General features: G+C 51.2%; 10 protein-coding genes. 4 read left to right on the top strand and 6 right to left on the bottom strand.

Annotated features, from left to right (window positions below; genetic code table 11):
- Positions 1 to 363: 363 nt before the first annotated feature.
- The 3 genes from PsB1_RS10095 to PsB1_RS10085 form a co-directional block, all read right to left on the bottom strand.
- A complete protein-coding gene (locus tag PsB1_RS10095) occupies positions 364 to 2,043 on the bottom strand; it encodes an acyl-CoA dehydrogenase family protein (protein WP_284361009.1) in 1,680 nt (559 codons plus the stop codon).
- Between the two features lie 127 nt (positions 2,044 to 2,170).
- Positions 2,171 to 3,265: an EAL domain-containing protein gene (locus tag PsB1_RS10090; RefSeq protein ID WP_284361006.1), complete on the bottom strand. Its 1,095-nt coding sequence runs from the start codon at positions 3,263 to 3,265 to the stop codon at positions 2,171 to 2,173.
- A 91-nt stretch (positions 3,266 to 3,356) separates the two neighbouring features.
- Entirely contained in the window at positions 3,357 to 4,808 is a 1,452-nt protein-coding gene (locus PsB1_RS10085; protein ID WP_284361002.1) for a TolC family outer membrane protein, read from the bottom strand.
- 361 nt (positions 4,809 to 5,169) lie between these two features.
- Here PsB1_RS10085 and PsB1_RS10080 point away from each other — a divergent pair, with 361 nt between their 5' ends.
- The 4 genes from PsB1_RS10080 to PsB1_RS10065 all read left to right on the top strand — a co-directional run bounded on the left by PsB1_RS10080 (position 5,170) and on the right by PsB1_RS10065 (position 8,948).
- A complete protein-coding gene (locus PsB1_RS10080) occupies positions 5,170 to 6,303 on the top strand; it encodes an alpha/beta hydrolase (RefSeq protein WP_284361000.1) in 1,134 nt (377 codons plus the stop codon).
- A gap of 146 nt (positions 6,304 to 6,449) precedes the next feature.
- Positions 6,450 to 7,556 (top strand): toxic anion resistance protein, encoded by a 1,107-nt coding sequence (locus tag PsB1_RS10075; protein WP_284360997.1) that lies wholly within the window; start codon positions 6,450 to 6,452, stop codon positions 7,554 to 7,556.
- Positions 7,557 to 7,559: 3 nt separating this feature from the next.
- Positions 7,560 to 8,294 carry a 5-bromo-4-chloroindolyl phosphate hydrolysis family protein gene (locus PsB1_RS10070; RefSeq protein ID WP_284360994.1) on the top strand — a complete coding sequence of 245 codons (735 nt, stop codon included), beginning with the start codon at positions 7,560 to 7,562 and terminating at the stop codon, positions 8,292 to 8,294.
- Positions 8,295 to 8,297: 3 nt separating this feature from the next.
- Positions 8,298 to 8,948: a 5-bromo-4-chloroindolyl phosphate hydrolysis family protein gene (locus tag PsB1_RS10065; RefSeq protein WP_284360991.1), complete on the top strand. Its 651-nt coding sequence runs from the start codon at positions 8,298 to 8,300 to the stop codon at positions 8,946 to 8,948.
- A gap of 480 nt (positions 8,949 to 9,428) precedes the next feature.
- On the opposite strand, the gene infC is transcribed toward PsB1_RS10065, so the two are convergent.
- The 3 genes from infC to PsB1_RS10050 all read right to left on the bottom strand — a co-directional run bounded on the left by infC (position 9,429) and on the right by PsB1_RS10050 (position 12,266).
- Positions 9,429 to 9,965, bottom strand: coding sequence for a translation initiation factor IF-3 (gene infC / locus PsB1_RS10060; protein WP_284361057.1), 537 nt, complete (start codon positions 9,963 to 9,965; stop codon positions 9,429 to 9,431).
- 106 nt (positions 9,966 to 10,071) lie between these two features.
- The gene (locus PsB1_RS10055; protein WP_284360989.1) at positions 10,072 to 11,070 is read right to left on the bottom strand and encodes a glycosyltransferase family 9 protein; all 999 of its coding nucleotides are present in this window, start codon (positions 11,068 to 11,070) and stop codon (positions 10,072 to 10,074) included.
- Between the two features lie 11 nt (positions 11,071 to 11,081).
- Positions 11,082 to 12,266, bottom strand: coding sequence for a glycosyltransferase family 4 protein (locus PsB1_RS10050; protein WP_284360987.1), 1,185 nt, complete (start codon positions 12,264 to 12,266; stop codon positions 11,082 to 11,084).
- Between the last annotated feature and the right edge of the window lie 54 nt (positions 12,267 to 12,320).

Genomic DNA, 12,320 nt, shown 5'->3' with positions numbered 1-12,320 from the left:
TAATAGTTGGTGATGAAGTAATAGACTTTATTGTGTTGTGCACATTCTATCGTCGCAACGATCTTGATTAAATGACAGTTTAGGCCAAGCGTTTCTTGTTGGAAATTGACTGTTATGCCCAAATCACCAGCCAAATCGTCTCTCAGCGCATAGAGCATTTAGGTGCTATGTTGATAAGCAAGATACAAGCTGCACAACTTTCTCTCGTCATTGCTCTTAACATAAAGACTTTATGACTGTGATTTGGAAGGTACAAAGTCTGAAAAGACATCGCCAGTCGCCTTAGAGCAACCTATGCTCGAATTCTCTATGAAAAAGCCACCTTCGCGAAAGAATTTCGATACCTTTGGTTTGAGAAAGCATCTAGCTTTCCAATAATCGGCGCGCGATCACTTGGGCCTGGATTTCGCCTGCCCCTTCAAAGATGTTGAGGATACGCGCGTCCGCCAGCACGCGGCTGATCGGATATTCAAGGGCAAAGCCGTTGCCACCATGGATTTGAAGGGCATTATCAGCTGCGGCCCAAGCAACACGGGCAGCCAGAAGCTTGGCCATGCCTGCTTCTAAATCACACCGTTTGCCTCCATCCTTTTGTCGGGCGGCAAAGTAGGTTAATTGACGTGCGCCCAAGATTTCTGCCGCCATATGCACCAATTTGTTGTGGACGCGTGGGAACGCGAATATCGCATGGCCAAATTGGTGCCGATCAAGGGCGTAGGCTAGACCGAGGTCAAGGGCGTTTTGAGCCACACCAATGGCGCGCGCCGCGGTTTGTATGCGCGCGCTCTCAAACGTTGCCATTAAATGCTTGAAGCCCATACCTTCCACCCCGCCCAAAAGCGCATCTGCGGGCACTTCAAAGCCATCAAAGGCTAATTCATATTCCTTCATGCCCCGATAGCCCAACACTTCAATTTCACCACCGCTCATGCCTGGGGCTGGGAAAGGCGCGTCACAGGTCCCACGTGGCTTAGGGGCCAAGAACATTGAAAGCCCCGAAAAATGATCCGTATCGTGCTTTGTACGCGCTAAAAGCGTCATCATGTCGGAGCGTGCGGCATGGGTGATCCAAGTCTTATTCCCTGTAATGGTCCAATGTGAACCCTGATTCTCACCGCGCGTACGAAGCGCGCCAAGGTCAGAACCGGTATTGGGTTCGGTAAAAACCGCGGTTGGCAAGGTTTCTGCTTTAGCAATTTTGGGCAACCAATACAGCTTTTGGGCATGAGTTCCCCCAGTTAGAATGAGCTCGGCGGCAATTTCAGATCGTGTACCCAGCGAACCAACCCCAATATAGGCACGCGATAATTCCTCAGAAACCACACACATCGCAGTTTTTCCAAGGCCTGAGCCGCCAAAAGCTTCAGGTATGGTTAAGCCAAACACCCCTAATTCAGCCATTTCCCCAATCACTTTATCAGGGATCAGCTCGTCATTTAAATGCCAAGTATGCGCAAAAGGCGCAATTTTTTCTTGGCCAAAGCGACGGAAAGTATCGCGTATCATCTCATAGGTGTCTTCAAGGCCAGTCGTTTCGATTGTCGCCTTACCTTGGGTTTGCGCAATCCAATTTGCAGCTTTGGTTTTGCGCGTCTGGGAAGCAGAAGCAATAATCACTCCAACGCAAGGGTCAGACAAGGCCTCATCAACAAGGGCTTCAAGACCAAAGTCGCTTGGGCGAATGATTTCGCCTTGGTTCATGGCAATCCCGCCATGAAGATCACCCAAATAGTTCGCAAATAACATACACGAAAGATCGGCTTCAATCTCACCGAACAATTTTTCCTCGTACAGTCGTTGCGCCCACAGTGCGACTTGATGCAATGTCTCCACATAGGTTGCAACCCAAGCCAGCCCATGCACGCAATGCTGTTCTTGATCAATAAGATGGCGATCCATTTTACCGGCCGGGGCTATACGCGAACGCATGCAAGCCAAAGCAGCCGTTTTGATGGGGGTGACCACCGAAGCACATTTGCCTAATAACCCTACGACATCATTGGGAGTTAGATCGGGTGGGCAAAGGGGTGTTGAAGCATTCATGATCAGGCTCTCTTCGCGTGGCTATGATCTATGCATAGCGCACCACCCCTGTAAGGCAAAGCAAATCTTTTGACCTTTCGGGCAATCCTATTCCAAAATGCTAGCAGAAATTGCAGAATGAAGGGTATCATTTTCCCGATGAGCGGGGTCTGCCGTAAAAAAAACCTTGCTGGCCAATAACACCAATTTCGCGAAGCACACCGGCTTCTTGGGCCGTTTCTACTCGCTCGGCCACTGTTTCCATCCCAAGCCCACGCGCCAATTGGTCAATGGCGATCACAAAGGCACGATTATCTTCGCGTGAACCAATATCTTCAACATACACCCCATCAATCTTGATTTCGTCAAGCGGTAAGGCACGGATTGAGCGAAATGAGGTATGACCCTCGCCAAAATCATCCAAAGCCAGCCTTGCCCCACTGGCCCGAACACAACGGCCAAAACGCGCGGCAGAGTCCAAGTCGTGGATCGCAATTGTCTCTGTGATCTCAATCGTCAAGCGGTTCGATATGGTGGGGTTATAGCTGAGGATATCAAGATAGTCTTGACAAGCAGAGCTATCTGCGATCGTACCAGCGGATACATTGATCGATAGATTGATCGTATCTTCTCGGCTTAAGGCGCTTAAGGCGAGATTGAGGGATTCGATGTCTAATTGCCCAACAAGGCCTGCGCGTTCTGCAGCGGGTATAAACTCACTGGGCTGCACAATCGCGCCGTCAAGACCAATCAAACGCGACAAGCATTCCCACCGTACCACTGAATTATCGGCGGTTGAGATAATGGGCTGGCGAAACAGACACATGCGATTATCTGCCAAAGCCGATTGCAGCATCATAGCCTGTGTATCATTGGCAGGCTTGGGTGGCAGGGGGGCATGGTCGCGTGCCAGCGCGCTAATAGCGCGAAACACAATGATTCGATGCGCCGCGTCGGCAATGACTTCTAAATCAGAGGGACGACGAATGGTGACGCCAGCACCTAAGCGCATGGCTTCAAAAGCTGCCCCTTCTACGGCCAAATCTAAACTATCAAAATGAACGGGCGGCGTTTTAACTTGCAGAAATAGGGCAGCTTTAATGGGATCAATCCAAGTGAGATTGCCACGCCGATCAATTTGACATGCCGTCGCCTGCAGAAGTCCTAACGCGTTCTCAGCTGGGCATAGTGCACCCGCCTTAGCTTCGCTAGACGGGGTTGGATTTGTGGCTTGAAACTTCATGGCTCACCCGTGACCTACTTCGCCATAAAAGAAAAGATGTTAACCAACAATCTAGAGCCTTTTCAGACATGGTTTTTGACACTAAGCTTGATTACTGCGTCGGTTTAGCTGCGACCTTAGCCGAGACGCGGCTTGGCATAGGGATAAGGCTCAGGACTTGATCAAGCGCAACCAATGGCAGTTCAGGGGGGGTAACCCAAGGCATGGATGCTTGTTTCACCTTAACCCCTTCAGCCTCAAGATCAGACGGCTTGAGCACACCCGTAAGTGCGGCTAAACCGATCGTGGCGGCATGCAGGTCACGGGTGGCGCGGGCTTGGGCTAATTGGGCCTCTAATAATTCTTGCTGCTGAATCAAAACATCTAATGTTGTTCGCAAGCCTACCGATTGTTCAAGTTGCGCCCCGTCAAAAGCAATTTGGGCCGCTTTGACTTGCTCGGCTGTGGCACTCACTGCTTCACGCGCTACTTGTACTTCATGCCAAGCGTTGGAAGTGCGCTCAACAATTAGACGCTCACCATTGATGGCAGACAGGCGCGCCGCATTGGCATTGCCCAATGCCTCTGTAATCTGGGAGCTTGCCAAGCCGCCCGTGAAAAGCGGAATGGTTAAGCGCGCAGTTATGGTCGTGTTGCCACTGCGATTGCCTTCAAATCCTGAATCAAGCGCACGTGCAGAACTGGCCTGCAGGGTCAAACGGGGACGGTATTCAGTCTCGGTTACTTTCGCGCCAGATAGGGCAATGGACTCACCCAAGCGTATGGCCGCCAGCTCTGGATTATGGGCCCGCGCTAGAAAGATAGCTTGCTCTAAATCGGCGGGGCCACTGACCTCATGCACGACAGGACGCAATTGTGTTGGGGGTTGACCGATTAGCCGTTCAATGGCCGAGCGACTGGCATCCACATTTGCTTGCGCCAAAGCTAAAGCGGCTTTACTGGCAGCGAGGCGCGCCTCAATTTGGGCGACATCGGTTTTAGTTACATCTCCAACCTCAAAACGCGCCTGAATTTCTAGCAATTGTTGCGAAAGGGTTGCCATATTATGCCGCCTGATATCCAAGGCGCTCAAATCGCGGGCTAGGTCTGCATAGGCGATGACCACACCGGCAATGATTTCAAGCTCGCCCGCTGCCAGTCGTGCACTGGCTTGAGCGATTTGGGCATCGGCTAAATTCATTGCCGCCTTCACGCGCCCTGCCAACCAAATCGGTTGGGTGGCGGTAATCGCATAGGTGGTGGCGGCATTCTCGCCCGTAAGACGGCTCGATAAATCGCCATTAGGCAATAGGCTTCGTGTCCAGGATTCTTGATTGGTATAAGCTGCCTCTCCGCTCATTTGCAGGCGCCTCTGTGCACCAGCCTGCACCCGCCTTTGGCCCAAGGCCTTAAGACTTGCGCGCTGGCTTTCAAGACCAGGATTGGTTTGCAGAGCCATAGTTACGGCTTCAGGCAAGCTTTGGGCTAAAGCGGGGCAAACCAATGCACTAAAGCCAATCAGACACCATGATGCATATAAAATGGTTTTGACTGACTTGATCATAGGGGCATCTTAATCCTTAAGCCGTAAAGCATGCGGCGGGTAGAACAACGAAGGGTAAATTGAAATCATACCATAAGACATCCCAAACCCTTTTGCACCACCTTCCACAATTGATAAGCACCCGAGGGTGACTAGAGTGTGAGCCCAATTTGATTCTGCCTATATCCCAATTCAAGCGCAAAAAGGATGGTTTGGGCGTCAGGCTAAATCTTGAGGTGAGCTTGATTGGGTCAGATTGTTCACGCCAAGGCCATGAAGATATAGGAAGATATAGATTGACCTCCAAATCAGACTGGTTGATGATTGGAAGCTTGGTTGTGTATGGGGCGAATATGTAATGAACTAAAGGCAGGCCTATTCCATGACGTTTTATCGCCTTTCTCACTTGCCTCAAGGGGTCATTGAATTGCCCGTTCAACAATCTGTTAGCACCAAAATCATGGATCGGCGTGCTATGATAACCACATTAGCACTAACAGGAATTGGCATGGGGTTAGTCTGCCCCAAACAAAGTAGGGCTTACGCTATATCTAAAGAAATTCCCGCCAATGGCGGAGAGAATGGCCTAAATCCACTGCCATGGCTGAACCGAGAAAATCATGATTCATTTCAGTCAGCCTATGATGCTTCAATGGGTGTTGTCCCTGCCCGCTGTGCTGATTTTTCCATGGTCACACCCGAAGGCATTCGCCGTAGCGCAAAGATCGCTTACCCGCTTACCCTTTTTGACCGATTACCCTTTATCCTATTTTGCCCTGATCAAGGGTGTACAGCTGCACTTTATGAGCCAATTATCGCGGCATTCGCAGCAAGTGGGTATTTTGTTTTGGCCGTTGACGACCTGCGCGCACCCGGTCAATTGAGGCAAGATCTAGCTGATTCACGCAAGCTTAGCCAAGCCGTAGCACGGTTTTTTATCGATCAGGCTGGCGAAGCTGCCAAGATTTTAGGAACCCGTGCATCAAGCGTTTCAACAGCACGTGTTGGGGTGGCGGGTCATGGCACAGGGGCTTGGACGGCATTTGGCTTAGCTGGTTGGACACCAAGCACTGGGGAAAATGTCTCAGATCGCGATGGGCGTGTTAAGGCCGCCTTCGCTTTATCGCCCAGTCCACTTGATGATCAAGCACGCGTTGTGAATGATGTAGCGGGGCCAGATGGTGCGCTGGCATTGATAGCAGGCCAAGCAGCTTCATTACCGACCGTTTTGCCAGGAAGCGGCATACTGACTTTAACCCTTCCCAATCACGCAGCAAATTTTGCTGGCTTAATCGGCAAATCTTCTGGGAATGACGATGATAAGGCTTCTGCGCCGGTTAGGCGCAACCCAAGACTTGCCAAAGAGGCAGCAGCGCTTGGGGCCAGTATAGCGGCCGCCACGATTTTCTTCGATTGGGGCATAAAGCGGCAGAACGACCGCAAGCGGACCTTATTGGGCCTTGATGGTCGGATCGTTGAAGGCTTAGGTGCTCCCCTACGGATTACGCGTGCTTAAGTTTTAGTTGCGATGGGGCGTAAGACTAGTATTCACTGCAATTTTTCCGCTTTGCTAGTGCGAAAACCTGGCAAAGATCTTAGATAACATTGACTGAATTGTATGCATTTAAGGCACAATCAAGTTGGTGGGGAGGCTATAGGCCGATGAGTGACGAAGGCAATACCACGGGTTCAACGACAACAGAAACGCTCCAAGCTGCGGCGGTTTTGCCCGAAATCAAGGTAGAGACCAAGGAATTAAACCGTATTCGCGGTCAATTGTCCTTGGATGATCGCGCCTCTATCGCAACCTTTGGCGACAATGCGCAGCGCAATGTGGTGGCTTATGCGGACCGTATATTGGCCCAAACCCAAAACCGCGAATTAGGCGATACGGGTCGTTTGCTGACCGATATCATCGCAAAAGCCAAAGGCCTTGATCCCGCTGCCATGCAGAAGAAAGGTTTTTTGGGTAAGCTGTTTGGTGGTGCGCGCGCTGAAGTCGAAAAGTTTAAAGGCAAGTTTGAAGATGTTGCTAGCCAAATTGATGCGATCGGCATTCAATTGGAAAAGCGCAAAGATGGCTTGCGCCGGGATATTGCGGTTATGGATGATCTCCATGAGCAGACCGCAGCCTCCATTGCCCAATTAAGTGCTTATATCGAGGCCGGTGAAGCTTTTGCTGCTGAGATTAAGGCCACGCGCCTGCCAGAGCTTAAAACCATCGCCGATGAAGCCTTGTTGACGGGCGATGGCATGATCGAAGCGCAAGAATATCGTGATGCGCAGCAGGCGATGGAGCGGTTGGAAAAGCGGATCTTCTATCTCAAGCAAGCCCGCCAAATCGGCATTCAGCAATTGCCCCAAATCCGCATTGTCCAAGCGGGCGATGAAACCTTGGTTGAAAGCCTGCAGGCTTCAACGCGCTTGACCATCCCCTTGTGGAAGCAAAAAATGGTGCTGTTGTTGGGCCTACGCCGTCAAGAAGACGCGTTGGCGATGCAAAAGGCGGTGACTGATGCCACCAATGAAATGCTACGCCAGACTTCTTCGATGATGAAGGAGCAGGCGATTGGCATTGAAGAACAATCTCAGCGTGGCATCGTAGACCTTGAGACCTTAGAGCAAGCCAATCGCGACCTGATTGATACGATTGCTGGGGTTTTATCAACCCAGGAAGAGGGACGTCAAAAACGTGCAATGGTTGAAAAGCGTATGGACGAGATGACCCAAGAATTACGCAAAGCTTTGGTACAGGGGCGCGTGACCTGATCCATGGCACGTCGCAAATCCGATGATTGGTTAGCCGATGAATTAGCCCCCCGTTTGCGATCGCCTAAAGCGATGGGCGCTTTGATCTTTTGGTTCATTATTTGGGCGATTTGTGACTTTAACCCTTGGGTTGGGGTCGGTTTGTTTTTTGCGGCAGGTGGATCCATCGGTTTGTTTGGCGGCTCGAAACGAGAAACCAAAGATGACCTCTGGGACTATGACGACTACGAAGAGGAGGATATTGGTAGGTATCAGGGTGGCGAAAACGATCGGGAAGCACAAGCGCGCTCTAGTGATTCTAACCGGCCCATTCTTGAGGCCAACACCAAGCTCCACCAAAAGGTTATGGCAGAGGCAAAGGCGTCGCGGATGCAGCTTGAGGCAGCTGCAAGTGTGGCGGAGGGTGAGCTTGGCACGCATTTGCGCGCAATGGTGGCCCGGATCCAAGAAGTAGACATGGGTCTGCATCAAGATCCCAATAAATTATCAGAAGTTCAGCGGCTTTATACCTATTATCTGCCCGCCACCGCCGATTTATTGGCAGCACGCCGCACGATTGCGGGCTCTACAGACACCGCGCGTTTGGCCGAGATTGATGCGATGATAGCTAAGCTTAATCTAGCTTACACAGATTTCGCCAGCCGGTTACGTGGTCATGACGCCCGCAATTTGGAGATTGATTTGCGTCTATTGGATCAGTCATTGGATGATGAATTCGCACATAAGTCCAAGGGCTAGGTCATGAAAAAGTCTCCCATTAAGCGAACACCGACCAAGCAACCGACTTCGTGGTGGGTTGTTTTTGGGGCTATGTGGTTGTCGTTAGGTCTCGGTGCTGCCCTTTTGACAGAAGTACGCACGGGTCCATTTGTTGCCGCTGTATCGGCCTTGGGTCTCTATGTTCTATTGACGGTCATTGTGCCTAGGCAATGGCATAAACGCCAATCTCGCCTTCCAGAGCTAGCCGTGGAAAAAGAGATTGTTCTTGATGATCCGCGCCAAGCGCTGTTAGTTGAGGCCAATCAACAGACCCAAATGATCCATCAAGCCATCAATCAAGTGCCCTTTGGATTGAGGCGCACATTACACGCCCTTGTGCGACATAGTTTGGTGATCATTGATGCAACAGCAAATGCACCTGAAAAGCTCAATCATGTTTTGCGTTTTTTCACCTATTATTTGCCCGCCACAGCAAATTTGGTGTCCGATCGACTAAAGCTGGAAGTTCATGCAGGCCAAGCGCGCCTTAGCGAAATCGACAACACTTTAGTACGCCTTGAGGCGGCCTTTGCCAATTTCGAGCACGTCGTCCTGACACCAGATTTAGACTCAGTAGACATGGATATGGCGCTACTGGACAAAGCACTAAAAGATGAACTGGAGTCGCGCTAAACTCTGCCTCGCTATTTCTCGATGATAACGAGACAGAGCCTCAAAGACCTGGAGCCAGTCAATAGTAGGGTGCTCTCCACTAATGGAATGCACCATGGTCAAGCAATTCCCGAGCTTCTTGATGTGGGGCTTTGGCCAACTGACTCGGAACGGTTCAATGCGTCGCTCCGCTTGCCTTGAAGCCGTCTGACAATTCTTTTTGCGCAAGTTGGGGAGTCAAGGGGTGCAATCGACATCGTCGACGCGCGAAGCGCGCCCCTTGACACCCCAGCTTGGGCGCTCAAACTCGAACCAAGCCTTTGCGTAGGCATAGCCTGTAGCAAAGGCTGTCCAAGTGAAAATAAACCAAGATCGCCTCTCTTGAGGTGCTGCAGTCCTGTCGGACCTCACTCTAGCTGCTGGCGAATGTCCGCTTTTGAAAAACGCCCCACTGCACAGGCATGAGGACAGCTCAATCAAGCATGCAACACCACAAGCACCTTATGTCCGCGGTGACATCACCATGGTCATTTGTTTACCTTCAAGGCGAGGTTCACTTTCGACTTTGGCGATGGTTTCAAAGTCGCGCTTCACCCGCATCAGTAAATCGACTCCTAAATGCTGGTGCGCCATTTCGCGCCCTCTAAACCGTAAAGTTACTTTGACCTTGTCACCTTCATCGAAAAAGCGACTCATCGCTCGCACTTTGACGTCATAATCATGGTCGTCAATCATCGGGCGGAGCTTGATTTCCTTAAGCTCAACAACCTTCTGGCGCTTGCGCGCTTCATTTCTCTTTTTTTGCTCTTGGAATTTGAATTTGCCAAAGTCGAGAATTTTCACGACTGGCGGGTTAGCGTTACCGGCGATCTCAACCAGGTCAAGGCCGGCCTCTGCCGCTGCTTCAAGGGCAGCAGCCAAAGGCATTTCGCCTTGCTTTTCGCCATTTTCGTCGATCAAAAGCACGCGCGAAGCGCGGATTTCTTCATTGATCCTTGGACCGTCTTTTGTGGGCGTGGCAGCCGTTGGGCGTCTGATGTTCGTCTCTCCATAGATTACGCGGTTTGGTGCCGCAAATGCCTGTAGCTCAGAAATATCCGAGCTTAGTTAGATAATGGCTATAATTGAGCAATCCTTCAAGGCGTCATGATGCTTGAGCTTCAAGAATTGTCGGTGCAACAGCGCGTGCGGCCGATAACACATCTTGAACCTTGATGGTATCAAAGTTGCGTGCGACCAATCCAACCGTGGCCGTACCGCGTGGTGCGGCCTTGCGCACACTGGCTTCATTGGGGTTAATGATAGCTAATGTGGGTGCACCAGCGGCGGCTGCGATGATAGCCATATCACCTTCAGAACCAATCGCTAAACAAGATTGTCTTGCCAAACCTATGAATTGGAAAATGTCTAGACGCGCCACGAGATCAAGCGCGCCTGGTGCCATGGAACGGATTTCGATCGCTTGTTCCACCCCTCCTGGCCCGCCGACCAAAACCGGATGGATACCGCGGGCCAGTAAAGCCAAGGCGAGCTCTCCATAGCGCTCAGTTGGCCAGCGCTTCATGGGTTCTGCAGGGGGGCCTTCGGGTGCTAAAAATGCAAACGGCGCTTGAATGCCATAATGACTGGGTGAAAGCTTATGAGCATCTTTCACGACAGATTCAACCCAATCAAGTTGTGGCAAGGGCGATACCCCAGGGGCATAACCATCTTTTGGACTGATGCCACAGGTCATTAATTGGGCGGCATGACGGTCTAAACGGTGCAGCATCAGTCGGCCACGGTCGGTATGGGGATGGGAACATCCGTGTACACCACCAGACCAATTGGGTGGAAATGGGTTTAAAGCTGCAAAAAGCGCGTCGCTTTCGGCACTATTGGTTAGATCATAAATCATGTCATAGCGATCTTTGCGGATGGACCACACAAGTTTGAGCCTATCGATCCAATTATGCTGTGGCCAGCGGGCATCCACACGGTCCACGAAAGGGGATTTCGTGAAAAACCGCGCATTGCTGCGTAGAGTTAAAACCGTGATTTCGGCTTGATGATGATGCGAGCGCAGCATAGCCAATGGTGCTGTTGCAAGAACAGCGTCCCCCAAATTCCCGATAAGAACCACTAAGATCCGCTCTTTACGCACTTTTTTTCCAATCAATTGCGAGCTTGCAAGAGTTGCTGATACACTAAAACCGTTGCGCGCTGCAAAGCCAAAGTAGTGAATTTCTGCTGTATCCGCGCCTGTCCTGCAGCACCCATGCGCTTACGCTCCAGGGGCGTTAGTGCGATTAGTTGTTCAATAGCTGATGCAAGAGCGTGTGCATCGCCAGCTGGTGTCAACAATCCAGTGACACCGGGGTCTATGGTTTCGCGTGCCGCGCCAAGGTCAGAGGCAATCACTGGTAGGCCCATAGCTTGGGCTTCTGCCGCTGTGCGGCCAAATGCTTCAGGTTCAATCGAGGGGGTGATTGCAATATCGCACAATGCAAAGGCTGCAGCCATATCGTTACAATGGCCAACAAAATGGACACACTCACTTAATCCTAATCGCTGGGTTTGGACATTAAGATCGTCACGATACTCATAACGTCCCTGCGCATCGCCAACCATCAAACACTCAAACTCAATCCCTTTTTGGTGCAGGATAAACAGGGCGGAGAGCAAAACCTGCTGACCTTTCCATGGTGTGAGGCGTGCGGGTAAAATAAGCCGTGGACGCACGCTTTTCAACGAAATGCCCCACCTGGCCGCCAAGCTTTTCCGCCGGCTAGTCTTAACAGCTTGAGGGTTAAAGGTGGCAATATCCACGCCCCGATAAATGACGGTAAGGATTGGGGGCGCGGTCTTATGTTCCTCGATTACGTGGTTTTGGGTGAAAAACGAATTGGCAATCACGCGGTCGCCACGCGCCATCACGCTATTATACAAACGCTTTAGACCTGATTTGGCATTATAGATCCCATGATAAGTCGTGACAAATGGGGTTGTTGTCCAGCGGGTTGCAATCCACGCGCTCCAAGCCGGGGCTCTGGAGCGGGCATGGACAAGGTCAATCCGCTCTTTCTCCATCAGCTTGATCAGACGCCATGGATTGGTCACAAACACGGTCCATGGATTTTTGGAAGCGGCCGGGCCTTGGATATGACGCGCGCCTAGGTCTTCAAGCTCGTTCACCAAGCGGCCGCCCTGACTGAACACAATGGCCTTTCCGCCTGCAGCTATGATTGCACTAGCAACTTCTAGCGTGGTTTGCTCCACCCCGCCAGTTGCCATTTCTGGTACTACTTGCAGGATAGTCTTGCCTGTCAAGGAGAGTAAGGTTGGGGTGGTTTCAAGCAAGGGCGTTATTCCACAATCAAGATTAGTGCATGTAGCTCACACCCTATTCATTGC

The organism is Candidatus Phycosocius spiralis (assembly GCF_030158815.1).
GTDB classification, from domain to species: Bacteria; Pseudomonadota; Alphaproteobacteria; order Caulobacterales; family Aquidulcibacteraceae; genus Aquidulcibacter; species Aquidulcibacter spiralis.
The sequence above is the reverse complement of the archived record's forward strand: the minus strand, read 5'-3'. Positions and strand labels throughout refer to the sequence as shown.

What these genes read in the sequence shown, in the direction of transcription:
- PsB1_RS10095 (WP_284361009.1), bottom strand. Translation starts at nt 2,043, where the DNA reads ATGAATGCTTCAACACCCCTTTGCCCACCCGATCTAACTCCCAATGAT.
- PsB1_RS10090 (WP_284361006.1), bottom strand. Translation starts at nt 3,265, where the DNA reads ATGAAGTTTCAAGCCACAAATCCAACCCCGTCTAGCGAAGCTAAGGCG.
- PsB1_RS10085 (WP_284361002.1), bottom strand. Translation starts at nt 4,808, where the DNA reads ATGATCAAGTCAGTCAAAACCATTTTATATGCATCATGGTGTCTGATT.
- PsB1_RS10080 (WP_284361000.1), top strand. Translation starts at nt 5,170, where the DNA reads ATGACGTTTTATCGCCTTTCTCACTTGCCTCAAGGGGTCATTGAATTG.
- PsB1_RS10075 (WP_284360997.1), top strand. Translation starts at nt 6,450, where the DNA reads ATGAGTGACGAAGGCAATACCACGGGTTCAACGACAACAGAAACGCTC.
- PsB1_RS10070 (WP_284360994.1), top strand. Translation starts at nt 7,560, where the DNA reads ATGGCACGTCGCAAATCCGATGATTGGTTAGCCGATGAATTAGCCCCC.
- PsB1_RS10065 (WP_284360991.1), top strand. Translation starts at nt 8,298, where the DNA reads ATGAAAAAGTCTCCCATTAAGCGAACACCGACCAAGCAACCGACTTCG.